A 24622-nucleotide genomic window follows, 5' to 3' on the forward strand; every position below is an offset into this window, starting at 1 on the left:
ATTGCACTTTTGCAAAAATGAAAACTTGTTACGGCAGTTTATTACCGTAATCAAGCTCAATAAAAAAGGCGAGATAAAATCTCGCCTAAAAAATTACGCTTTTGCGCGTTCTTCCAACATGGCAACCGCTGGAAGCACTTTGCCTTCTACAAACTCTAGGAAAGCGCCGCCGCCTGTAGAGATGTAAGACACATCCGCTTTGATACCGAATTTATCGATAGCGGCCAATGTGTCACCGCCACCCGCTACAGAGAAACCTGCAGACTCAGCGATAGCTTTAGAAATACCTGCAGTACCCGCTTCGAAGTTTTTAAATTCGAATACGCCAACTGGGCCATTCCAAAGAATTGTTTTTGCATTAGCAATGATGTCAGCAAGAACGGCTGTTGAGTCAGGACCAAGGTCAAAAATCATGTCATCATCTTGAACGTCAGCAACGTTTTTGATTTCAGCTTCTGCGTTTTCATCGAATGCTTTTGCACAAGCAACATCAGTTGCAACAGGAATAGCACACTCTTTCATTAGCTTTTGAGCTGTTTCAACTAGGTCTGCTTCATAAAGAGACTTACCTACATTGTGGCCTTCTGCAGCGATAAATGTGTTAGCAATACCACCACCCACAACCAGTTGGTCAGCAACTTTAGATAGAGACTCAAGAACCGTCAGTTTAGTAGAAACTTTAGAACCACCAACAATAGCAACTAGTGGGCGCTCTGGGTTATCCATCGCTTTACCTAGTGCTTCAAGTTCAGCAGCAAGAAGGGGACCGGCACAAGCTACAGGAGCGTTAGTACCAACACCGTGAGTTGACGCTTGAGCACGGTGAGCTGTACCAAATGCATCCATTACAAAGATGTCACAAAGAGCGGCATACTTCTTAGATAGCTCTTCTTCGTTTTTCTTCTCGCCTTTGTTGAAGCGAACATTCTCAAGAACAACCAATTCACCCGCATTTAGCTCAAGGCCATTTAGGTAGTCTTTTGCTAGCTTAACGTCGCAATCAAGAGCATCGTTTAGGTAGTTAACTACAGGTTGTAATGAGAACTCTTCTGCGTATTCGCCTTCAGTTGGACGACCTAGGTGAGAAGTAACCATTACTTTAGCGCCCGCTTCTAAGCAACGCTTAATAGTAGGTAGAGATGCAAGGATACGAGCATCAGAAGTTACTTTACCGTCTTTTACTGGAACATTTAGGTCAGCACGGATAAATACACGCTTACCTGCTAGATCCAGGTCAGTCATCTTAATTACAGACATTGTTAGTCCTCTAGGTTCTAATTTAAAAACTTTCCACTCACCCTAAAAAGCTCAAGCATGAGTGTTCGAAATCTATATAATTTAATACCACATGGGGCCGCAAACTCTATACTTCAAGCTCTTAAAGCAAAAAGCCAAGGATTTAATTCACGCGATGTAATTAATGTGACACGTGCATCGCTAAGGCCGTATCTAACATCCTATTTGCAAAACCCCACTCATTATCACACCACACCAGCATCTTCACTAATTGGCCATCACTGACACGAGTTTGAGACCCATCCACAATCGCACTATGGGGATCATGATTAAAGTCAATGGAGACCAGCGGCGCCTCAGTGTAGTCGACTATTGATTGTAATGTACATTGAGATGCATGCAAGATGGTTTGATTTACATCATCAACACTCACATTGGCATCTAAGGTTACACTCAAGTCCATTGCCGTTACATTTACCGTAGGCACTCGAACTGAAATGGCTTCAAATTTATTCTCAAACTTAGGGAAAATTCGCTCAATCCCCTTATGTAGCTTAGTATCTACCGGAATAATCGACTGGCTGGCACTGCGAGTTCGTCGTAAATCTGAGTGGTAGGCATCAATAACCTGCTGATCATTCATTGATGAGTGAATGGTGGTAATTGTGCCTCGCTGAATACCATAAGCCTCATCCAGCACCTTAATAATAGGAACAATACAGTTAGTGGTGCATGAGCCATTAGACACCACTTTATGCTCCGCTTTTAAGCTTTGATGGTTAATGCCATAAATAATTGTATTATCAAGATCTTGAGAGCCGGGATGAGAGAATAATACTTTACCCGCTCCTGCAGCAATATGTTGTTGACCGTCCTCCTGACTACCGAAGACACCTGTACAATCGAGTACAATATCAACCCCTAGATCTCGCCAAGGCAATAGGTCTAACTCTGCCAAATGCAAAATACGAATTTCATCTATATGGTCATCACTATCATGAATATTCAGATACTCTTGAGTGTGAGTTACTTTGTGCTGAAAACGACCGTGGCTAGTATCATATTGAAGCAAATGCGCCATTGCGTCAGGTTGGGCTATCTCATTGACCGCAACCACTTTAATCTGCTGTTGCTTGCCACTTTCATAGACGGCTCTAAGTACATTCCGTCCAATGCGACCAAAGCCATTGATTGCGACTCTTAGCATACCTAACTCCAGTAAGGCTTATTATATAATGCAGCCCGAGTTTATCAGAACATATTCTGAGGGCAAAAAAAAACCAGCAGTAAACTGCTGGTTTCAATTGATTTTAAGATCTTAAACGAAATATTCTCTCGCGATTAAGCCAAAAGATCGTTTGCTGTATTCACTACATTTTCAGTAGTGAAGCCAAACATCTTGAACAATTCGCCAGCAGGTGCAGATTCACCAAATGATCTCATGCCGATGATCTTGCCACCGAAGCCAACATACTTGTACCAGAAGTCAGCGATACCCGCTTCTACAGCGATACGTTTGGTCACAGATGAAGGCAATACTGATTCGCGGTACGCTTCGTCTTGCTTATCAAATGCATCCGTTGATGGCATAGAAACAACACGTACTGCTTTGCCAGCAGCGGTCAGTTCAGCTTGCGCTGCAACAGCAAGTTCAACTTCAGAACCTGTGGCAATGATGATGAGCTCAGGAGTAGCTGCGCAATCTTTTAGCACGTAAGCGCCTTTAGCAATATCAGCAACTTGAGTTGCGTTACGCTCTTGCTGTGCAAGGTTTTGGCGAGAGAAGATAAGCGCTGTAGGCGCATCTTTACGTTCGATAGCCAATTTCCAAGCAACGGCTGACTCAACTTGGTCACATGGACGCCATGTGCTCATGTTTGGAGTCATACGTAGAGAAGCGACTTGCTCAACCGGTTGGTGCGTTGGGCCATCTTCACCTAAACCGATAGAGTCATGTGTGTAAACTTGAATGTTCTGAACTTTCATCAGAGCAGCCATACGCATTGCGTTACGCGCGTATTCCATGAACATTAGGAATGTTGCGCCGTATGGTACGAAACCACCGTGCAGAGCAATACCGTTCATGATTGCTGTCATACCAAATTCACGTACACCGTAATGGATGTAGTTACCTGAGAAGTCATTCGCTTCAAGAGACTTAGAACCAGACCACATAGTCAAGTTAGAAGGCGCAAGGTCAGCAGAACCACCCATGAATTCAGGAAGCATTTGACCAAACGCTTCTAGTGCGTTTTGTGATGCTTTACGTGATGCAATGTTAGCTGGGTTTGCTTGAAGATCAGCAATGATTTCATTTGCTTTTTCTTCCCACTGCGCTGGAAGCTCACCGTTTACACGACGTTTTAGTTCAGCAGCTTCAGCTGGGTATGCTGCCGCGTAAGCGTCAAATTTAGCATTCCAAGCGGCTTCTTTTTCAGCGCCAGATGCTTTTGCATCCCACTGTGAATAGATATCAGCCGGTACTTCGAAAGGACCGTGTTCCCAGCCAAGAGCGGCTTTAGTGGCAACGATTTCGTCAGCACCTAGTGGAGCACCGTGACAATCGTGCGTACCCGCTTTGTTTGGAGAACCAAAACCAATCACAGTTTTAGTACAAATAAGTGTTGGGCGAGGGTCTGCTTTTGCAGCAATAATAGCGGCATTGATGGCTTCGCTATCGTGACCGTCGACAGCAGGAATTACGTGCCAACCGTAAGCTTCAAAACGCTTAGGCGTATCATCAGAGAACCAGCCTTCAACTTCGCCGTCAATTGAGATGCCGTTGTCATCCCAGAAAGCAACCAGTTTGCCAAGACCTAGAGTACCCGCAAGAGAACATGCCTCGTGTGAAATACCTTCCATCAAACAGCCATCACCCATGAATACATAAGTGAAGTGGTCAACAATGTCGTGACCTTCTTTGTTAAATTGAGCTGCCAATGCTTTCTCAGCCATAGCCATACCAACAGCGTTGGTGATGCCTTGACCTAGAGGGCCGGTAGTGGTCTCAATACCCGGTGCATAACCATATTCTGGGTGACCTGGAGTTTTAGAGTGCAACTGACGGAAGTTTTTAAGGTCATCGATTGATAACTCATAACCAGTCAAATGAAGCAGAGAGTAGATCAGCATTGAGCCGTGACCATTTGACAGAATAAAACGGTCGCGATCAGCCCACTCTGGGTTTTGCGGGTTATGGTTTAAGTGACCACGCCAAAGTACTTCAGCGATGTCAGCCATACCCATTGGTGCGCCTGGGTGACCAGAGTTAGCTTGTTGAACACCATCCATGCTAAGGGCACGAATTGCATTGGCTAGATCTTTACGAGAAGACATGTCTGCTCCTGAATGCATAAGCAATTTATAAAAAAATAAGTCCTGACCCCAACAGAGGGTGTTGGGCGTCGTTATTGTCGCAAAGCGCCTCTATTACTGCAAACAGTTTCCCGAGCAAAATGACAACTATGAGAGATATATTTGTTTAACATCTCACTATCTTTGTTAAATAGTGCTGTGACCTAACGCAAACGTTTAGTTCATTTAAATCGTAAAAAAGCTTGTATTTCACACATTCAAAATTAGAATAGACGTCTAGATGTAGATACAGCTACAAAAAAGTACCATTCAAAAGGCGCCCTGAAGCGTCTTTTCTTAACGAATAAGGGAGCCCATCATGGCTAAGCACCTGTTTACTTCTGAGTCAGTATCAGAAGGCCATCCAGATAAAATCGCAGACCAAATATCAGATGCGGTTCTAGATGCAATTATTGAGCAAGACCCAAAAGCTCGCGTTGCATGTGAAACCTACGTAAAAACTGGCATGGTTATGGTAGGTGGTGAAGTGACTACCTCTGCTTGGGTTGATATCGAAGAGATCACTCGTGAAACCGTTCGTGAAATTGGTTACGTACATTCAGATATGGGCTTTGATGCCAATTCTTGTGCGGTACTAAACACTATTGGTAAACAGTCTCCAGACATTAACCAAGGTGTTGATAAGTCAGACCCTAAAGATCAAGGGGCGGGCGACCAAGGTATCATGTTTGGTTACGCTACCAACGAAACAAAAGTATTGATGCCTGCACCCATTACTTATTCTCACCTTTTAGTAGAGAAGCAAGCAGAAGTTCGCAAGAACGGCACTCTACCTTGGTTGCGTCCAGACGCTAAATCTCAAGTAACATTCCAATACGACCAAGGCAAAATTGTCGGTATTGATGCCGTTGTTCTTTCTACTCAGCACAGTGAAGAGATCTCAACAGACGATCTTCGTGAAGCGGTAATGGAAACCATCATCAAACCGGTATTGCCATCAGAGTGGTTAAATAAAGAAACTAAATTCTTTATCAACCCAACCGGTCGTTTTGTTATCGGTGGCCCAATGGGTGACTGTGGTCTTACTGGTCGTAAAATCATCGTTGATACCTACGGCGGCGCAGCTCGTCACGGTGGCGGTGCATTCTCTGGTAAAGATCCATCAAAAGTTGACCGTAGTGCAGCATACGCAGCTCGTTATGTAGCGAAGAACATCGTAGCGGCTGGCATGGCTGACCGTTGTGAAATCCAATTGTCTTACGCTATCGGTGTTGCTGATCCAACGTCTATCATGGTAGAAACTTTTGGTACTGAAAAAGTATCTCAAGAGATCATCATTGAAGCTGTACGTCAAAACTTCGACTTACGTCCATACGGCCTACAAGAGATGCTGAACCTACTGCAGCCTATCTACAAGAAAACTGCCGCATATGGTCACTTTGGTCGTGAAGAATTCCCATGGGAAGCAACGGACAAAGCCGCAATCCTTAAAGATTTCGCTGGTATCAAATAAGCCAACCTATCTCAAGGTCTCAACATCAAACCTCAGCCTTAGTGCTGAGGTTTTTTTTCGCCCCTTCCTCTTAAGGTGTTTTGTCAGAACCACTACCCACTGTAGCCGCCATCATTTCGATTAATTTTCATACAAAATTTGTATTTCATGCCATCCATGACGATAGTTACCAAGTGAACAAAATGTTAACTAGATCAAGTTTTATCAAATAACGTGGCTCAGTTTAAGGCTAGTGTGAGGTGAACGCCTCTCTGCCCTTAGACTCAATCAGGAGGATGATTATGCCTCGTACATATAATGAAGATGGCTTTCAGCAAGCATCGAAAGTAAAAGACAGTGAGTACGCAAAAACACTGCCATGCAACAAAATCACCATCAGCGACCCATTTCAATGGCTCGCTTTAGGTTTAAATGATTTTGTACGCTCCCCTATTATCAGCCTTTTTTACGGGGCATGTTTTGCCATCGCCGCCGCCGGTATTGTGGGATTGATATATCTACAAGGAAACCACTCCCATTTAGTTATCCTACCGGCTCTTATTATTTACATGCTTATCGGGCCATTCCTTGCCTTGGGTTTATACGATACTAGCTGGGCAAGAGAGCGAGGTAAGCAACCAAGCCTACTCCATTCCATGAAAGCCATTGGCCGTAACTCAACCTCACAGTGGAGCTTTGCTGTATTACTGGTGGTCGCGATGATATTTTGGATGCGAATAGCCTCTTTACTGCACGCTTTATACCCCTCTGTAGCCGGCGCCTCTATTATTGATTTTGCACCTTTTCTTATTACCGGTTCCATTGCCGGATTCATTTTAGCCAGCGTAGTATTTAGTATTTCGGTGTTCTCCATGCCTCTTATGCTAGAAAGGCGCGTGGATATTATGACCGCGATATTTTCAAGCTTTAACGCTGTGAGAAGTAATCCTGCACCTCTTTTAGTATGGGCAGGCGTAATTTGTGGTGGTGTATTAATTGGCTTTGCCACCTATGGACTCGGCATGATCATTACCATGCCCATTTTAGGCTATGGTACTTGGCACGCCTATCACGCAACCATTCAAAAGAAGCATTAATAATGCCGCTATTGTAACGCTCACCATACAGGAGAACTTAGGTTCTCCTTTTTTAGCGCTATTGATTACGTTACAGTAGCGAGGTTATTTTTATCGATTGTTTGCTGCATGAGCCCTATTCAATACCAACTCACCAAAAAAACTGCCTCACTGATTCAAGTGGCAAACGCCCATTTTCAGCGTAGTTTTCCTATGCCACAAATAGACATAGACATGCGAGGTAAAGCAGCAGGAAAAGCCTTCTTACAACTCAATATCATCAAGTTAAATAAAGTGTTGCTGGCAGAGAATCAGCAAGCCTTTTTCGATGAAGTCTTACCCCATGAACTGGCACATTTAATTACTCACCAGGTATTTGGCCGAGTAAGGCCACACGGTAAAGAGTGGCAATATGTTATGAGCAAGGTGTTTGCTATTAAGCCAGAGCGGACGCACTCTATGGATGTCACCTCCGTTCAAGGAAAGACCTTTGAGTATCAATGCGGTTGTCGCACCTACCCTCTTACTATTCGTCGCCATAACAAAGTGATTCGTGGTGACAGTCACTATAGTTGTCGCAATTGTGGAACTGAATTGAGCTTTACCGGAAAGCAACTTAGCTAACAATATTCAGCGCCCAATCCCTCCCCAAATACCCTCTCATACTCAACCAGACGCAATCTGGTCAAGAGGGGGAATTAGCGGTATCCTCTTCGCTGTTTTTCAGCTATCACGATATATTACCCTTGAAACGTTCATTTTTTCTTATTATCAGTCTAGTACTCATCTCTGTTGCTGCGCACGCAAAGCCTCACTCTTTTTATCGTTCTAAAAAACTAGCTATCGGCATCTATAAGCAGCACCCTGAAACCTTTTACTGTGGCTGTAAAATTGACTGGCATGGTAAAAAAGGTACACCACAACTCTCTAACTGTGGTTATCAAGTACGTAAGCAACAACGTCGTGCCAATCGCATCGAATGGGAACACATTGTCCCTGCAGCGCAACTTGGTAAGCTAAGACAGTGCTGGCAAAAAGGCGGGCGCGCCAACTGCACTAAGAGCGATCCTGTATATAAAGAAATGGAAGCAGATCTGCACAATTTAGTGCCAGCCATAGGTGAAGTAAACGGCGACCGCTCTAATTACGAATTTTCACAATGGAACGGTATGCACGGTGTCAGCTATGGGCAGTGTAAAATGCAAATCAGCTTTAAAGACGATAAAGCCATGCCTCCTGTATACGCGCGTGGGGCAATTGCACGCACCTACCTATACATGAAACAACACTACCCAATCACACTGTCATCACAGCAAATCAAGCTAATGAATGCTTGGAACAAAAGCTACGCCGTGACCGATTGGGAATGCCAAAGAAACCAAATAATCAATAAAATCCAAGGAAACTCCAACCCATTTGTTGCGCAAAAATGTAAACAGTAGAAAATCGTACCAAGCAGACTGAGCCACACCTCTTGTTATTTGCTACCATAGCAACCATATTTAGTTAGTTCAGTCAGTTACAGGTACGATTTAAATGCGCATCCCTAGGATATACCATCCTGAATCTTTGTCTTCAGCCACTCACGTTCAGCTATGCGACGATGCCGCAGGGCATATCGGGCGTGTATTACGAATGCAGGTAGGCCAAGCGGTTTGCCTGTTTGATGGAAGCAACGTCGAATATTCCGCAGTCATCACTGAGGTCTCCAAAAAGAACGTTGCCGTTGAGATACAAGAATCAATACACAACAACCTTGAATCCCCATTAGATATTCACTTAGGCCAAGTGGTCTCCCGTGGCGATAAAATGGAATTCACCATTCAAAAATCAGTGGAGTTGGGAGTGAACACCATCACCCCTCTTATCTCTGAACGTTGTGGGGTAAAACTCGACCCTAAACGCTTTGAAAAGAAATTAATCCAGTGGCAAAAAATCGCCATCGCAGCGTGTGAGCAAAGCGGTCGCAATAGCGTGCCTGTTATCAGACCTATCATGCAACTTGAACAGTGGTGTAGCGAAGAATATCAAGGGCTGAAGCTCAACCTTCACCCAAGAGCGCCCTACTCCATCAACACCCTGCCCCAACCAATAACACAAGTTAAGTTATTAATTGGTCCCGAAGGTGGACTTTCTGATCCAGAAATTCACATGACCACGGACTATAACTTTGCACAAACCTTGTTAGGCCCACGTGTATTACGAACCGAAACAGCGGCACTAACAGCCATTACCGCACTGCAAGTTCGCTTCGGCGATCTTGGCTAGGAGAGATGAATGATTAAGATCGGTATAGTGATGGACCCTATTTCGTCCATCAACATTAAAAAAGATTCAAGCTTTGCCATGCTACTTGAGGCGCAAAGCCGTGGTTATGAAATCCACTATATGGAAATGAATGATCTTCACCTAGATCAAGGTGTGGCGGTGGCAGATACTAAAACACTAAAAATTGAAAAGAACCCTGACAATTGGTTCGAGTTTCTATCTGAGCAAACCATCAGACTCTCCGATCTTGATGCGGTACTGATGCGCAAAGATCCTCCATTTGATACCGAGTATATCTACGCTACTTATATTCTGGAGCGTGCGGAAGTGGAAGGAACTCTAATCGTCAACAAACCGCAAAGCCTGCGTGATTGTAACGAAAAGCTCTACACCGCATGGTTTGCCGATATGACGCCGACCACCATAGTGACTCGTAAAGCAGAAAAAATTAAAGCATTTCACGAAGAACATGGTGATGTGATACTTAAGCCTCTTGATGGCATGGGTGGCGCCTCTATTTTCCGCGTCAAGGAAGGCGATCCTAACGTATCAGTGATCATCGAAACACTGACTAACCATGGTCAAAACTACGCTATGGCGCAGGCGTTCGTACCTGATATTAGCAATGGTGATAAGCGCATTTTAATCGTTGATGGCGAACCCATGCCATACTGCCTCGCCCGTATCCCTGCTAAAGGAGAAACACGTGGTAACTTAGCCGCTGGTGGCCGTGGTGAAGCAAGACCATTAAGCGAAACAGATTTTGCAATAGCCAATGCAATCGGTCCTACACTTAAAGAGAAAGGATTGATTTTTGTTGGCTTAGACGTCATTGGCGATAAAGTGACTGAAATAAACGTAACCAGCCCAACCTGTATTGTTGAGATTGAAACTGAGTTTGGCATCTCTATTACCGGTAAATTGATGGATGCTATTGAACGACGCATCAAAAATATCAAACGCAATAAGTCAGCATAAATAGCGCTGAAAACCCTGGATAACAAAAATATCCCCCCGTTATCCAGAGTTTCCGCTAAGTTCAAAGATTATTTTCAATGCCTCGTCTAGGTAAAGTGGGTAGCGACCTAATCAAGGTAGCGAGTATAAAAGGGTAACTTATGAATCTTACTAATCACTTTTTAGTGGCTATGCCATCGATGCAAGACCCTTATTTCAAACGCTCAGTGATCTACATTTGTGAGCACAATGAAAAAGGCGCTATGGGTATCATGATTAATGCGCCTATCGATATCACCGTCGGCGGCATGTTAAAGCAAGTGGAGCTTCATTCTGCGAATGTTCAGGCAGGTGATAGCTTAAAGCAACCTGTGCACAATGGTGGCCCTGTTGCCGAAGATCGTGGATTTATTTTGCATCAACCCAAAGACAAGTATCAATCCAGTATTGAAATGACCGATGCGTTAACCGTAACCACATCCAAAGACATATTGTCAGTATTAGGCACTCAGCAAGAACCCACCCAATATTTAGTGGCACTGGGTTACTCTGGCTGGGAACCGGGACAGCTTGAAAGTGAGTTAGCGGAAAACTCTTGGCTCACCATTGAGGCCGATCCAAACATTATCTTTACCACCCCAGTGCAAGATCGCTGGGCAAGTGCGGTACAGTCTTTAGGTATCGACGCCTCTCAACTATCAACACAAGCAGGACACGCATGAGTAAAACCATAATGGCGTTTGATTATGGCACCAAAAGTATTGGTAGCGCTATAGGACAAGATATCACTGGCACAGCCACACCATTAAAGGCGTTCAAAGCCAAAGATGGCATTCCTAACTGGGATGATATTGGTACCTTACTTGCGGAGTGGAAGCCAGATCTAGTCGTAGTAGGCTTACCCACTGACTTACACGGTAAAGATTTAAAAACCATTACCCCTAGAGCCAAAAAGTTTGCCCAGCGTATACATGGTCGCTTTGGCATGCAGGTAGAACTGCACGATGAAAGGCTCTCTACCACTGAGGCTCGCGCAGATCTGTTTGCTATGGGTGGCTATAAAGCATTAAGTAAAGGCAATGTGGATTGCCAATCTGCGGTGGTTATCTTAGAAAGTTGGTTTGAGAGTCAATGGGGCGAGTAATCGTCTCATCACCCCATATCAATTTTAATCTCATCTAGTGGGCCATCACTGCTCACGCCTTTAAAGTTTTTTAACATCAAGCGCAGATCGTTGGCCGAATCTGCGCTTCTTAATGCGTCTTGTTCGCTGATCTTGCCCTGTTTAAGTAACTCAAATAAAGACTGATCAAAAGTACAAATCCCCACCTGCTTTGTCTTAGCCATGTAGTTCTTGATCTCGGTGATCTCTCCTTGGCGAATAAGATCCGCCGCCCTTGGCGTCACCTGCAAAATCTCTAACGCTACATGTCGGCCCGTACCTTGTGTTGCTTTAAGCAATTGCTGACCCACTATTCCTCTTAAATTAAGGGAAAGATCCAACAAAAAGTGCTCTCTTTGTTCTCTTGGCACTAAATGTAAAATTCGCTCTAGAGCCTGATTGGCATTGTTGGCGTGCAAAGTGGCCACACACAAGTGCCCCGTTTCAGCAAACGTCATAGCATAGCGCATGGTTTCCGCTGAACGTATCTCACCAATCACTATCATATCAGGGGCTTGGCGAAGAGAGTTTTTTAGCGCCACTTCATAACTTTCAGTGTCCAAACCAACTTCACGCTGAGTCACTATGCTTTGTTGATGCTGATGAACAAACTCTATCGGATCTTCCACGGTCAAAATATGGCCACGTTGGGTGTTATTTCGATGCCCCACCATAGCGGCAAGAGTCGTAGACTTGCCAGAACCCGTCGCCCCAACCACCAGCACTAAACCTCGTTTCACCATCGCCAAATCTTTTAAGGTATCCGGTAAACCAAGCTCAGCAAAAGAAGGAATTTTTGTTTCGATATGACGAATCACTGCACCCGGTAAATCACGCTGGAAAAAAGCACTGACCCGAAAACGCCCCGACTCACTTTCAATAGCAAAATTTGCTTCCCTATGGGCGCGATACTCTTTACGCCTATCGTTATCCATTATGCTATCAAGCAGTGCGGTAACACCGGACTGATGGAGTTTATCCGCGAAAGGTTGCAGCTCACCATCAATGCGAAACATACAAGGAGAATCTACCGTAATATAAAGATCAGACGCTCTATGTTGCGTCATCGCTTCTAACAACTCTTTTAGTTCCATCGTTTTCTCCTTGTTATGCCCTGCATGTTTAAAGCTTGTATTTGAAAGCCCGTAGTTATACCAATCGTACTAAATAACTGGTCATCCTAGCTTGTTAAAATACTCTATGACTGCGTTAGAATTTTTGATTGTAGAATAACTGCTTATCAAAAATTCTGCCTTGTCCTCGAGCATTTTTCCTACGCTATTTCTGATCACTTACTTAGTGTGATTGATATTAAACCTTTACCGCTAAATAACGGGTTGCTAAAAACTTGAACCAAAACTGCTTTGCAATTCTATTTTCGCTTCCGCCTCTTCTCTTGTTACCACATTTTGTTGCATTAACTGATTCACCGACTGTTCCATGGTTCGCATACCTTGAGCGGCACCCGTTTGAATAATCGAATACATCTGCGCCACTTTATCTTCTCGAATCAAGTTACGAATGGCAGGGTTGGCTAACATAATTTCGTGGCACGCCACTCGGCCACCACCAATACGCTTCAATAATTTCTGGGCAATTACCGCACGTAAAGATTCGGAAAGCATAGAGCGCACCATGTTTTTATCTCCAGCCGGAAACACATCAATGATTCGGTCTATGCTCTTTGCCGCAGAACTGGTATGCAAAGTAGCAAACACTAGATGCCCTGTTTCCGCGGCGGTAAGCGCCAAACTTATGGTTTCTTGATCCCGTAACTCCCCCACCAAGATCACATCGGGATCTTCACGTAAAGCAGAGCGCAGTGCCGCTTTAAAACTATGAGTATCACGATGCACTTCACGCTGATTAATCAAAGATTTAGCGCTGTTATGTACAAACTCAATAGGGTCTTCAATGGTTAATATATGCTTATTGTGGTTACGGTTAATATAATCCACCATTGCCGCCAAAGTGGTGGACTTACCTGAGCCTGTCGGTCCGGTGACTAGCACTAAGCCTTTTTCATAATTAACAATCTGTTCAAAGGTCGGCGGGCAATCTAATTGTTCTAAGGTTGGAATAATAGTAGGGATGGTACGAAATACCGCCGAAGCACCACGGCTTTGATTAAAAGCGTTAACCCTAAAACGCCCTACACCTGTGAGCTCGATAGAAAAATCAATCTCTAACTTTGACTCAAACTCACTTCGCTGCGCATCATCCATTATGTCAAAAATGAGATCATGCACCTCTGATTCACTAAATTCCGCCATCTCTAAGCGACGCACATCACCATCAATTCTCACCATAGGTGGCAAACCCGATGAAAGATGTAGATCTGATGCATTATGCTTTACACTAAAGCGAAGCAATTCGGTGATATCCATAAAAATCCTTGTTAAGTCAAAACTATGCAGACAATCCAATCAAATTTAGAACACATTCATCAGCAGATTAACGATTCTGAACGTAAGTTTGGGCGTCCAACTCATTCAGTGCAACTTCTTGCGGTAAGTAAAACCAAACCCAATCAAGCGGTACTGGATGCTTGTGAAGCTGGTCAACGCCAATTTGGCGAAAACTATGTTCAAGAAGGCGTTGAAAAAATTCAATACTTTCAAGAGCATCATAACGATTTCGATATAAAATGGCACTTTATTGGACCTATACAATCTAATAAAACTCGCCCTATTAGTGAGAACTTCGACTGGGTTCACTCTATTGATCGCGCCAAAATAGCCCAGCGCTTAAATGATCAAAGACCCGCAGACAAAGGCGCTCTACAAGTACTGATACAGGTTAATACTAGTGGAGAAGCCAGCAAGTCGGGGATTTCTACACAACAAGCTGTGGAATTAGCGGCCGTAATAGACGGTTTACCTAACCTCACCTTGCGCGGTTTGATGTCCATTCCTGCTAATGTGTCGAGCTATGAACAGCAGTTACATGCCTTTAATCAACTTAAAGACTTGTTTGAACAAATTAAATCCCAATATCCACAAGTAGATACTCTGTCTATGGGCATGAGTGGTGATATGCAAGCGGCTATCGAAGCGGGCAGTACCATGGTGCGCATTGGTACCGCTATTTTTGGTGCCCGAGATTATTCAAACAGTAAATAACACAAACAGTAAAGGATACCGTTTTGGCTAATTCAGTACGCAACATCGCCTTTATCGGCTCAGGGAACATGGCAAGCTCTATCATTTCAGGGTTGCTTGAGAGTGGCTATCCAGCACAAGCCATCACGGCAACAGCTCCTTCACAGAGCAGTCGTAGCAAGATTGCACAGCGCTTCTCTGTGTCAACCACAGCAGATAACCACCACGCAGCTTCCGTGGCGGATGTGATTGTTTTGTCGGTGAAACCGCAGATTATGAGTGACGTTTTAGCAAAACTTAGCGATATAGATTTTAGCAATAAGCTGCTTATCTCTATTGCCGCGGGTATCACCATACCACGCCTGCAAGCCATGCTAGGTAAACCGGCCAACTTTGTACGCGTCATGCCCAACACACCTTCGTTAGTTGGGCTAGGCATGAGTGGCTTATTCGCACCTGAACAAATTAGCCAACAAGATAAAGACTTTTCTGGCGAGCTTATGCAAGCCGTAGGTAAGGTGTGTTGGGTAGAAGAAGAATCGCAAATCAACGCTATTATTGCCGCAGCAGGAAGCGCTCCTGCTTATTTTTTCCTATTTATGGAAGCCATGCAAAAAGAAGCTATAGCGCAAGGCTTTGATGAACAAACCGCGCGCCTACTGGTTGAGCAATCAGCGGCAGGGGCGGCGCAAATGGTGGTAGAAAATTCCGAACTGGAACTCTCTACTCTGCGCCAACAAGTGACCTCTAAGGGTGGTACGACAGCCGAGGCTATCGCCACATTTAATCAGCATCAACTCTCCGATACCGTCGCTAAAGCCATGCAGGCTGCAGTGAAACGTGCCGAAGAGATGGAATCCCTTTTTTAACATCATCAAGGATTTGTAATGAATTCAATGCAATTTTTAGTGACTACCGTTTTTGACCTCTACATTATGGTCGTCATTCTTAGAATTTGGTTGCAAGCAGCACGCGCTGACTTCTACAACCCATTTTCTCAATCTATAGTGAAAGCGACTCAACCGGTGTTAAAGCCGCTGCGTCGCATCATCCCGTCAGTGGGTAATCTCGATCTTGCCACATTAACTTTTGCCTATGTACTGTGTGTACTGAAATTTGTCATTTTAATGTTAATCGCATCCAATGGTGCGGTAGCCTTTAGCCCTGATCTACTGATCATCGGTCTTCTAGCGCTGATCAAAGCGGCGGGTAAGTTACTATTTTGGATACTACTACTGCGTGCCATCCTAAGCTGGGTAAGCCAAGGTCGTAGCCCTATCGAGTATGTTTTTCATCAACTCACCGAGCCTATGCTAGCGCCAATTCGTCGTATTCTTCCTGCCATGGGTGGCTTAGATCTCAGTGTATTAGTGCTCTTTATTGCATTGCAGTTTGCTAACTACCTAATGGGCGATATTACAAGCAGTCTATTTGGACCTATTTGGTTTGGGCTGTAACACCTAATCTTAACGACTTTAGAGGCTATCAATGAAAAAACGACTCACTGCAACACTGTGTGTCCTGTTAATAGCAGGCTTTGCAATGCCAAGTTGGGCCGAACAATTTGTACGAATGAAGGATATTGAATTGCACTACTCTGCTTTCAATTCCACATTTTTAGCCCCTAAGGTTGCTCGAGAGCTCAAACTCAAAAGAAACCCTTATGTGGCTCTGATCAACATCAGTGCCTTAGATCTGTACAGCGTAGGCAAAAAGCCAACCAAAACTCAGCTGACAGGCACAGCAAAGAATTTAATCGGCAACAGTAAAACCTTAACCTTTAGAGAAATCACTCAAGGTGATGCCATCTACTATTTAGCCGAACTGCCCATTACCGAAAATGAAACATTCCGCTTTGAAATCAAAGCGGACTCTGGCACTAAAGGCAGTGGTATTCTTCGCTTTAACCAAACCTTCCATATTCAGGAGTGATTCCTTTTGTCGTCAAATAAGCCAGCACATAAATTAGTTCTCGCCACCGGTAACCAAGGCAAAGTCCGTGAAATGGCAACTCTGTTGTCTGATTTCGGTTTCCAAGTACAAGCGCAAAGTGAGTATAACGTTTCTGAAGTTGCAGAAACGGGCACCACCTTTATTGAGAATGCCATCATCAAAGCCCGTCATGCGGCTCAAGAAACGGGCCTGCCCGCTATTGCCGATGACTCAGGACTCGAAGTGGATTACTTGCAAGGTGCTCCTGGTATTTATTCGGCACGCTTTGCGGGAGAAAACGCCAGCGACCAGCAAAACCTCACTAAACTATTGCAAGAGTTGCAAGGGGTAGAGCAGGCACAACGTAGCGCGCGTTTTCATTGTGTATTGGTGTATATGCGCCATCACTTAGATCCAACACCCATTGTTTGCCACGGAGTATGGGAGGGAGAAATTCTCACCCAAGCAGAAGGGGAAAATGGCTTTGGTTATGACCCTATTTTTTATGTTCCAGAAGATAAATGCGCCTCAGCACTGCTCTCTCCTGAGCGCAAAAAACAGCTTTCCCATCGAGGAAAAGCCCTAACTCAGCTATTCCAAGAACTAAAACAATCCTTATGAGCAAGCTCATTCCGCCCCCCCTAGGGCTATATATTCACATTCCGTGGTGTGTGCAAAAATGCCCGTACTGCGACTTCAACTCTCATGCTGTTAAAGAAGACATTCCACAACAGCAGTATATTGATGCCCTATTGGAAGATTTAGAGACGGATCTTGCCAAATATTCAGCCTCTATTGAGGGGCGAAAAATCACCTCTATATTTATTGGTGGCGGTACTCCTAGCCTGATCTCTGCCGAGCACATTTCCCGACTATTGAGCGGGATTGAGCTGCGCATTCCTTTCATGGAAAATATTGAAATCACCATGGAAGCCAACCCTGGCACCATAGAAGCAGAACGCTTTGCTCGATATGTACAGGCAGGCGTCACGCGCATTTCTATTGGTGTGCAAAGCTTTGAACAACAAAAACTAGAACGTTTGGGGCGGATTCACGGCAAGGAAGAGGCCATTAATGCCGCCAAACTGGCGCACAATATTGGCTTAAATAGCTTCAATTTAGATTTGATGCATGGCTTGCCCGATCAAAGTATTGAACAAGCTATTGGTGACTTAGACAAAGCCATTCAACTTGCCCCTCCTCATCTCTCTTGGTATCAGCTCACTATCGAGCCCAATACTCTGTTTTATTACAAAAAACCGACTCTGCCAGACGATGATGACCTGTGGGATATTTTTGAACAAGGTCATGCCAAACTCACCACCGCTGGCTATGTGCAATATGAAATATCTGGCTATAGCAAACCGGGGTATCAATGTCAGCACAACCTCAATTACTGGCGTTTTGGGGACTACCTTGGCATTGGCTGTGGCTCTCATGGCAAGCTCAGTTTTAGCGATGGTCGCATTATTCGCACCACAAAGGTGAAGCACCCTCGCGGTTACCTCAGTGCCTATCAAAATCTAGTGAAACCTTATTTAGATAGCGAACAACAAGTGACTGACGAAGACCGTCCTTTTGAGTTCTTTATGAACCGTTTTCGACTTATTGAAGCCTGTCCAAAACAAGACTTTATTGATACAACAGGGTTGGCTCTAAGCTCCATTAAACCCACAATGGATTGGGCGTTAGATATGGGGTATCTCACAGAAAGTGATACTCACTGGCAAATCACAGAAAAGGGCAAATTGTTCCTAAATGATCTGCTAGAGGCTTTTGTTCCTGACTAATAACCCTTCTATTTTAGCCGTTATCAGATCAGAGCAATCCTAGTTTTCTCTCAAAAATAAAGCCTCAAAACTTAATGTTTATGAGGCTTTATTTTTTAGCTATTGCTGTCTTTGTTTATCAAAGAGACGTCATGCTTATGGTTTTACCGCGATAAAGATATTGCGGTTAATGGATTGATCCACTCTGTGTAGATAACCAATATACGGTTCCGCATCTTGTACTTCAAAGCCTTGCTCGGCAAACAGCTTGGCCAGTTCACTCCACTTTAAAGTAAACTCATTAAACGACAGTACTACCGCCCCTTTAGGCTTTAATGCGCTCTTCCAAGCAGGTAGTGCCTCTTCAATCAACCCTAGAGGGCTACGAGCCATCTTAGTATCTTTCGCGCTCTTACTGCCGTGCTGAACGCCGTAAGGGAGATCAGAGACCATCACATCACAGCTATTTTTCTTGATAATTTGATTGATGATGCGAGTATCAGAAGCATACAGCTTCATGGATTGCCCTAAACCGTTGGCAAAATCCTCTTTGCTTACTGCCGCACTTATTGCAAAACCATCCGCAATTTTTTTGCCCCCTTCACCGGTGCGCTTCTCTTTGGTCACTTTATGTTTATAACGACCGTTTTTCATATACTTAACGATGAAAGTTTGGATCTCTTGCACCCACTTAGCATTGATTTCAACCCCAATCACATCTAGACCTTGGATCAAGCCTTCATACAAGGTGGTGCCTTTACCACACATTGGGTCCATCAAACATTTTCGTTCGCTGTTCGTCTTGGCTGCGCTCAAACCAAGGTTGACCATTAAGCGAGTAAACTGCTCATTGGTTTTACCGGTATAACGCAAGATCTGACTCATGCTCTCAGGAAAAGTATTAAACGCTTGAGGTTGCAATGGCTTTAATAACCCACAATCCAACACTTGAAAAATAGCGTAGTAAATAGAAGACGATGATAGTCTTTTTAACTGAAGAGCATCTAGCTCTTGCTCGGTTTCAAACACTAAAGCGGCTGGCAAGCCAATATCTTTTTCTAGCACTTCATCGACACGAATATCCATAGAAGCAAGCATCGCTTTCAGCTCAGAACAGGCAATTTTAACTGCGGTGTCAAAATAGATGCGATTGTGACCGGGGTTTGCCAAAATAGCGTATTGAAACATACCAAAACCTTAATCTAATAGGTACAAACAAAAAGGAGCTACATAGTAGCCCCTGTATAACTTAGTGTGAAATTAAACAGTGCGCTTATATTTAATATCCCAAACACCATGACCTAAACGATGACCACGAGCTTCAAACTTAGTCAGTGGGCGTTCATCAGGGCGAGGAATATAATCACCATCGGTGGCGATATTAGCAAAGCCTGGGGCTTGGTTCATGATTTCAATCATATGCTCAGCGTAGTTTTCCCAATCTGTTGCCATATGGAAAACGCCCGTGTCTAGCTGCAGTTTTTCACGCACCATTTCGGCAAATTCAAGCTGTACGATACGACGCTTATGGTGACGCTTTTTATGCCAAGGGTCAGGGAAGAACAATTGCAAGGTATGCAAACTAGCGTTAGGAATCATGTGCGCAAACACTTCAACCGCATCGTGGCACATAACACGCAAATTCGTTACGCCAGCATCACGCGCTAAGCCAAGGCAAGCACCCACACCTGGGCGGTGAACTTCAATACCAATAAAGTTTTTCTCAGGAGCGGCTTTTGCCATCTCAACCAGAGAAGTCCCCATACCAAAGCCAATCTCTAACACTACAGGATTGTTATTACCGAATACTTGTGCCCAATCTAGCAGTTGATTTTGGTAATCGATGCCCATTTTTGGCCAGCATTCATTCAAAGCGGCTTCCTGACCTTTAGTCAATCGACCTTCTCGACGCACAAAGCTGCGGATTTTTCTCACCAGCTTGCCATCTTCGGTGTATTCGTTAGTCGTTACTTCGCTCATTCTGTTGCCTGTTCATCGATTAATCAAAGCGGGAATTATCCAAAGAAATCTTCATTACGCAAGTGCATAAGCCATTTCATAGCTAAATTATTCTAATTTCTCAGCATAATCGCCAAAGTTAGGCTTATTCAGTGCAACTCGATTTTACTTCTCCCCACTATTATGGTGCAATTTCTAACCTTTTATGACTTAATTTCTGGGTTCTAAGTGACGCCATTCGCAAATAAAATACTTAATTGGTATCAACAATACGGTCGCAAACACCTTCCCTGGCAACAACAAAAAACCGCCTATAAAGTATGGCTGTCTGAAATCATGTTGCAACAAACTCAGGTTGCCACTGTTATCCCCTATTTTGAGCGTTTTATTACTCAATTCCCAGACGTTGACTCTTTAGCTAACGCGCACATAGATGAGGTATTGCACCTGTGGACAGGGCTTGGCTACTATGCGCGAGCGCGTAATTTACATAAAACCGCGCACATTATTGCAAACCAATATCACGGTGAGTTTCCCTTAGAGATTACAGAGCTTAATGCCCTACCCGGCATTGGACGCTCCACCGCAGCGGCCATTTTATCCTCGGTATTTAAACAGCCCCACGCCATTCTTGATGGCAATGTAAAACGCGTTCTGGCGCGATGTAATGCCATTGCAGGTTGGCCGGGGAAAAAAAGCGTCGAAAACCAACTATGGTCAGTGGCTACCGAACATACGCCCCAACAAAATGTCGATGATTACAATCAAGCCATGATGGATATGGGAGCGATGGTGTGCACTCGCAGTAAACCTAAGTGCTCATTATGCCCAGTAGCAGAACACTGCATCGCGTTAAAGCAGCAAGCGCAAACGGATTACCCAACCAAAAAACCTCGCAAAGAGAAGCCCACTAAAGAAACTTGGTTGGTGATTTTGCATTATCAAGGTGAGGTGTGGCTAGAGCAAAGACCTGCGGTGGGTATTTGGGGTGGACTGCACTGCTTCCCAGAACAGCCTAGCGCCGATATTGCCCCTTTTCTACAACAGTACCAGTGTAGTGAAACGGAAATTCGCCAAGGGAAAACATTAATTAGCTTCAAACATACTTTTAGTCATTACCATTTACACATCACACCTGTTTTAATAAACCTAACTCAGCGACCTAGCCTTATAATGGAACAAAGCCAAGGTCTTTGGTATAACTTGTCACAACCACAAAAACTTGGGCTGGCTGCACCGGTTAAGAACCTGTTAGCAAACCTTAAGTATGATCTAACATAAGGAACACTCATGAGCCGCACAGTATTTTGCGAGCATCTTAAAAAAGATGCAGATGGTCTGGATTTTCAACTTTACCCCGGTGAACTTGGCAAACGCATCTTTAATGGTATTTCCAAAGAAGCGTGGGCCATGTGGCAAAGTAAGCAAACCATGCTAATTAACGAGAAAAAGCTTAATATGATGGACCCAGAACATCGAAAACTGCTTGAAACAGAAATGGTTAATTTTTTGTTTGAAGGTAAAGATGTCGTCATTGATGGTTACACACCACCAAGTCAGTAATAGTATAGAGTGGCGTTTTAGCCACTCTTTTTTGTTTGTGGATACCAATGAAAAAGCTGCTTTATTTATTCCTTCCCTTAATACTAAGTGGTTGCAGTCGTGAATTTGTCGAAAAGATATACGATGTCAATTACGAACCAACCAGTCGATTTGCCGCTCATAACCTAGCTCCAAAGCCCGGACAATTTGAAAAAGACACCGCGGCCCTAGACTCTTTAATCAACAGTTTTACTGGTGATATTGAGAAAAAATGGGGTAAAGATCAGGTCAAAGTGGCGGGTAAAAGTAACTATGTTAAGTACATAGATAACTACGATAGTCGCGCCGAAGTGAACTTTTCTACAGGTAAAATCACCATAGAAACCGTTGCCACTAGTGAGGCGAAAGCGCATTTAAAGACCGCCATTATCACCACATTATTAACCCCAGATGATCCTGCTCATGTGGATCTATTTTCATCTTCCAATATAAAGCTGGAAGGTGAACCCTTTTTATATCAACAAGTTGTGGATCAAGACGGCAAGCCCATCCAATGGAATTGGCGAGCAAGTCGCTTTGCTGACTACTTAATTGCCCATAAAATGAAAACTAGGAAAGTAGACTATAAAATAGCCCACTATGTAGAAATACCTATGGTGTCTACGCACTCGGATGTACGCTCATATAAATACGCCAATATTGTACGTAAAGCCTCCCAGCGTTACGGGATCCCAGAAGATCTTATCTATGCCATTATAAAAACAGAAAGCAGTTTCAACCCTTATGCCGTTAGTTGGGCTAACGCCTATGGACTGATGCAAGTGGTTCCTAAAACCGCTGGGGCAGATGTATTTAAACTGGTGAAGAAAAAATCCGGTATGCCCTCTCCTGAGTATCTGTTCAATCCAGAAAATAATATCGATGTGGGCACCGCTTACTTCTATATTCTGAAAACCCGATACCTGAAAAACATTCATAATTTCGTGTCTTTAGAGTATGCCATGATCTCAGCCTACAACGGCGGAACGGGTGGCGTGCTGAATACCTTTGATAGAAATAGTCGAAATAATGCGCTAAAACACATCAATGCTTTGCAACCTAATCAAGTTTTTTGGGCCTTAACCCATAAACATCGCAATATGGAATCGCGTCGCTATTTAGAGAAGGTGACAAAATTCAAACGTGAATTTAACCAAGGGAAGGGATAATTTAACCAATATGGTTAAATTAAAAGCAAACAACACGTTTTTTTGAAAAAAATAAAAAAAGCAGTTGACGGATTTACGAAAAATGCGTTTAATAGCGCTCCGTTGCCCGGATAGCTCAGTCGGTAGAGCAGAGGATTGAAAATCCTCGTGTCGGTGGTTCGATTCCGCCTCCGGGCACCACAATTTGTTGTTGGTGTTCATAGAACGTCAGTGAAGCAAAAAGAATATAGTGTGCCGACTTAGCTCAGTAGGTAGAGCAACTGACTTGTAATCAGTAGGTCACCAGTTCGACTCCGGTAGTCGGCACCATTCTTTTGCCTCGATAGCTCAGTCGGTAGAGCAGAGGATTGAAAATCCTCGTGTCGGTGGTTCGATTCCGCCTCGAGGCACCATTATTTGGTGCGTAACACAATAAGTGTTGCTCAAATAATTCCCCTTTAGTTCAGTTGGTAGAACGGCGGACTGTTAATCCGTATGTCGCAAGTTCAAGTCTTGCAAGGGGAGCCACATTATAAGCCCTAGTCTTCGGACTGGGGCTTTTTTTTATCTGTCTATTTTCTCGAACTCACCCTCATAGACCCAGCCGCTTAACCCAACTTGCTCAATCCCCCCTCAATTCCCCTTTCTATTCTCTGTTGCTGTTTTCATACCAATCACCCAAGAATAAGCCTATAAATCGCACTGCATCATATTTCCCTTTTCTTGATTGCCCTATGTAAAGTGACCGACTCAAATACTAACTCTGAGTAAATAACTCAAATTGTGCCACTACATTCATGATGAGAGTCCAAGCCGACCTCTTAGCACAACTGTTTTTGCAGCACTATTTGCCCTCAATGACCTCTAGTGATCCGTAAAAGCATAAAATTAGTCTCTTTCCCCTTTAACTGTAACACGCCATTCTCCCCTAAAATAAATACGCAACTCGTTTGTAACTGGTGAAAAAACGACTCTTTTATACATAAAACATACTACTCGGCCTAGAATTTCGCCAAGTGGAACTTTTTTTGCATTTTTTTGTTGACGTGAAAAGGGAAAAACCGTTTAATACCCCCCGTCGCCCGGATAGCTCAGTCGGTAGAGCAGAGGATTGAAAATCCTCGTGTCGGTGGTTCGATTCCGCCTCCGGGCACCACAATTTAATTGTTGGTGTCTTAGACATCAGTAAAGAATATAGTGTGCCGACTTAGCTCAGTAGGTAGAGCAACTGACTTGTAATCAGTAGGTCACCAGTTCGACTCCGGTAGTCGGCACCATTTATTTACTTTAAAAGTAATTCCCCTTTAGTTCAGTTGGTAGAACGGCGGACTGTTAATCCGTATGTCGCAAGTTCAAGTCTTGCAAGGGGAGCCATATTTAAACTAGAGTTTAATGCTAACTGTATAGCAGACAGCAATGAAGTTTAGTTAGGTGTAGTGCCACGAATATAGTGTGCCGACTTAGCTCAGTAGGTAGAGCAACTGACTTGTAATCAGTAGGTCACCAGTTCGATTCCGGTAGTCGGCACCATTAATACTTAAAAGTAATTCCCCTTTAGTTCAGTTGGTAGAACGGCGGACTGTTAATCCGTATGTCGCAAGTTCAAGTCTTGCAAGGGGAGCCACA

Annotated in this window: 24 protein-coding genes and 9 tRNA genes; 26 read left to right on the plus strand and 7 right to left on the minus strand. The window is 43.9% G+C overall.

Translation table 11 applies throughout. The features are described 5' to 3' along the window. Positions 1-93: 93 nt before the first annotated feature. From OCU56_RS10795 to tkt, 3 genes are all read right to left on the minus strand, one after another. A complete protein-coding gene (locus OCU56_RS10795; protein WP_261873223.1) occupies positions 94-1257 on the minus strand; it encodes a phosphoglycerate kinase in 1164 nt (387 codons plus the stop codon). Positions 1258-1417: 160 nt separating this feature from the next. Beyond that, complete coding sequence (gene epd, locus OCU56_RS10800) at positions 1418-2443, minus strand: erythrose-4-phosphate dehydrogenase (RefSeq protein ID WP_261873224.1); 1026 nt, start codon at positions 2441-2443, stop codon at positions 1418-1420. 134 nt (positions 2444-2577) lie between these two features. Beyond that, on the minus strand, positions 2578-4572 hold the full coding sequence (gene tkt, locus OCU56_RS10805) for a transketolase (protein ID WP_261873225.1): 1995 nt from the start codon (positions 4570-4572) through the stop codon (positions 2578-2580). Positions 4573-4909: 337 nt separating this feature from the next. Here tkt and metK point away from each other — a divergent pair, with 337 nt between their 5' ends. The 8 genes from metK (at position 4910) to ruvX (ending at position 11488) form a co-directional block, all read left to right on the plus strand. After that, positions 4910-6064, plus strand: coding sequence for a methionine adenosyltransferase (gene metK, locus OCU56_RS10810; protein ID WP_261873226.1), 1155 nt, complete (start codon positions 4910-4912; stop codon positions 6062-6064). 281 nt (positions 6065-6345) lie between these two features. Beyond that, positions 6346-7140, plus strand: coding sequence for a DUF2189 domain-containing protein (locus tag OCU56_RS10815; protein WP_261873227.1), 795 nt, complete (start codon positions 6346-6348; stop codon positions 7138-7140). A 108-nt stretch (positions 7141-7248) separates the two neighbouring features. Next, a complete protein-coding gene (locus tag OCU56_RS10820; protein ID WP_261873228.1) occupies positions 7249-7743 on the plus strand; it encodes a SprT family zinc-dependent metalloprotease in 495 nt (164 codons plus the stop codon). A gap of 122 nt (positions 7744-7865) precedes the next feature. Continuing rightward, complete coding sequence (locus OCU56_RS10825) at positions 7866-8561, plus strand: endonuclease (RefSeq protein ID WP_261873229.1); 696 nt, start codon at positions 7866-7868, stop codon at positions 8559-8561. Positions 8562-8655: 94 nt separating this feature from the next. Continuing rightward, complete coding sequence (rsmE, locus tag OCU56_RS10830; RefSeq protein WP_261873230.1) at positions 8656-9387, plus strand: 16S rRNA (uracil(1498)-N(3))-methyltransferase; 732 nt, start codon at positions 8656-8658, stop codon at positions 9385-9387. Between the two features lie 9 nt (positions 9388-9396). Then, positions 9397-10365, plus strand: a complete 969-nt coding sequence (gene gshB / locus OCU56_RS10835) for a glutathione synthase (protein WP_261873231.1) — start codon at positions 9397-9399, stop codon at positions 10363-10365. 140 nt (positions 10366-10505) lie between these two features. After that, complete coding sequence (locus OCU56_RS10840; protein WP_261873232.1) at positions 10506-11066, plus strand: YqgE/AlgH family protein; 561 nt, start codon at positions 10506-10508, stop codon at positions 11064-11066. After that, positions 11063-11488 (plus strand): Holliday junction resolvase RuvX, encoded by a 426-nt coding sequence (ruvX, locus tag OCU56_RS10845; RefSeq protein ID WP_261873233.1) that lies wholly within the window; start codon positions 11063-11065, stop codon positions 11486-11488. Before OCU56_RS10840 ends, ruvX begins: the two co-directional genes overlap by 4 nt. A gap of 8 nt (positions 11489-11496) precedes the next feature. On the opposite strand, the gene OCU56_RS10850 is transcribed toward ruvX, so the two are convergent. Then, a complete protein-coding gene (locus tag OCU56_RS10850; RefSeq protein ID WP_261873234.1) occupies positions 11497-12600 on the minus strand; it encodes a PilT/PilU family type 4a pilus ATPase in 1104 nt (367 codons plus the stop codon). Positions 12601-12846: 246 nt separating this feature from the next. After that, positions 12847-13893, minus strand: a complete 1047-nt coding sequence (locus OCU56_RS10855; RefSeq protein WP_261873235.1) for a type IV pilus twitching motility protein PilT — start codon at positions 13891-13893, stop codon at positions 12847-12849. 24 nt (positions 13894-13917) lie between these two features. Here OCU56_RS10855 and OCU56_RS10860 point away from each other — a divergent pair, with 24 nt between their 5' ends. The 6 genes from OCU56_RS10860 to hemW are packed head-to-tail and all read left to right on the plus strand — an operon-like array spanning position 13918 to position 18329. Next, positions 13918-14628 carry a YggS family pyridoxal phosphate-dependent enzyme gene (locus OCU56_RS10860; protein ID WP_261873236.1) on the plus strand — a complete coding sequence of 237 codons (711 nt, stop codon included), beginning with the start codon at positions 13918-13920 and terminating at the stop codon, positions 14626-14628. Between the two features lie 23 nt (positions 14629-14651). Continuing rightward, positions 14652-15476 carry a pyrroline-5-carboxylate reductase gene (gene proC, locus OCU56_RS10865; protein WP_261873237.1) on the plus strand — a complete coding sequence of 275 codons (825 nt, stop codon included), beginning with the start codon at positions 14652-14654 and terminating at the stop codon, positions 15474-15476. An 18-nt stretch (positions 15477-15494) separates the two neighbouring features. After that, complete coding sequence (locus tag OCU56_RS10870) at positions 15495-16064, plus strand: YggT family protein (protein WP_261873238.1); 570 nt, start codon at positions 15495-15497, stop codon at positions 16062-16064. A gap of 31 nt (positions 16065-16095) precedes the next feature. Beyond that, a complete protein-coding gene (locus OCU56_RS10875; protein WP_261873239.1) occupies positions 16096-16539 on the plus strand; it encodes a DUF4426 domain-containing protein in 444 nt (147 codons plus the stop codon). 6 nt (positions 16540-16545) lie between these two features. Then, complete coding sequence (locus OCU56_RS10880) at positions 16546-17160, plus strand: XTP/dITP diphosphatase (protein ID WP_261873240.1); 615 nt, start codon at positions 16546-16548, stop codon at positions 17158-17160. Then, on the plus strand, positions 17157-18329 hold the full coding sequence (gene hemW / locus OCU56_RS10885; RefSeq protein WP_261873241.1) for a radical SAM family heme chaperone HemW: 1173 nt from the start codon (positions 17157-17159) through the stop codon (positions 18327-18329). The genes OCU56_RS10880 and hemW overlap by 4 nt, the downstream gene beginning before the upstream one ends. A 135-nt stretch (positions 18330-18464) precedes the next feature. On the opposite strand, the gene OCU56_RS10890 is transcribed toward hemW, so the two are convergent. Beyond that, positions 18465-19496: a TRM11 family SAM-dependent methyltransferase gene (locus OCU56_RS10890; protein ID WP_261873242.1), complete on the minus strand. Its 1032-nt coding sequence runs from the start codon at positions 19494-19496 to the stop codon at positions 18465-18467. Positions 19497-19568: 72 nt separating this feature from the next. Next, positions 19569-20288 (minus strand): tRNA (guanosine(46)-N7)-methyltransferase TrmB, encoded by a 720-nt coding sequence (gene trmB, locus OCU56_RS10895; RefSeq protein WP_261873243.1) that lies wholly within the window; start codon positions 20286-20288, stop codon positions 19569-19571. 207 nt (positions 20289-20495) lie between these two features. Here trmB and mutY point away from each other — a divergent pair, with 207 nt between their 5' ends. From mutY to OCU56_RS10955, 12 genes are all read left to right on the plus strand, one after another. Further along, positions 20496-21548, plus strand: coding sequence for an A/G-specific adenine glycosylase (mutY, locus tag OCU56_RS10900; protein ID WP_261873244.1), 1053 nt, complete (start codon positions 20496-20498; stop codon positions 21546-21548). A 9-nt stretch (positions 21549-21557) separates the two neighbouring features. Continuing rightward, entirely contained in the window at positions 21558-21830 is a 273-nt protein-coding gene (locus OCU56_RS10905; RefSeq protein WP_261873245.1) for an oxidative damage protection protein, read from the plus strand. 47 nt (positions 21831-21877) lie between these two features. Further along, positions 21878-23017 carry a membrane-bound lytic murein transglycosylase MltC gene (gene mltC, locus OCU56_RS10910; protein WP_261873246.1) on the plus strand — a complete coding sequence of 380 codons (1140 nt, stop codon included), beginning with the start codon at positions 21878-21880 and terminating at the stop codon, positions 23015-23017. A gap of 104 nt (positions 23018-23121) precedes the next feature. Further along, a tRNA-Phe gene (locus OCU56_RS10915) sits at positions 23122-23197 on the plus strand. A gap of 53 nt (positions 23198-23250) precedes the next feature. Further along, positions 23251-23326: transfer RNA gene (locus OCU56_RS10920), tRNA-Thr, on the plus strand. A gap of 7 nt (positions 23327-23333) precedes the next feature. After that, positions 23334-23409: transfer RNA gene (locus OCU56_RS10925), tRNA-Phe, on the plus strand. Positions 23410-23448: 39 nt separating this feature from the next. Further along, positions 23449-23524, plus strand: a tRNA-Asn gene (locus tag OCU56_RS10930). 552 nt (positions 23525-24076) lie between these two features. Beyond that, a tRNA-Phe gene (locus tag OCU56_RS10935) sits at positions 24077-24152 on the plus strand. A 45-nt stretch (positions 24153-24197) separates the two neighbouring features. Then, a tRNA-Thr gene (locus tag OCU56_RS10940) sits at positions 24198-24273 on the plus strand. A 21-nt stretch (positions 24274-24294) separates the two neighbouring features. Further along, positions 24295-24370, plus strand: a tRNA-Asn gene (locus OCU56_RS10945). 80 nt (positions 24371-24450) lie between these two features. After that, a tRNA-Thr gene (locus tag OCU56_RS10950) sits at positions 24451-24526 on the plus strand. Positions 24527-24544: 18 nt separating this feature from the next. Continuing rightward, positions 24545-24620: transfer RNA gene (locus OCU56_RS10955), tRNA-Asn, on the plus strand. Positions 24621-24622 lie beyond the last annotated feature (2 nt).

The sequence above is a fragment of the Vibrio rarus genome (genome assembly GCF_024347075.1).
GTDB lineage: Bacteria > Pseudomonadota > Gammaproteobacteria > Enterobacterales > Vibrionaceae > Vibrio > Vibrio rarus.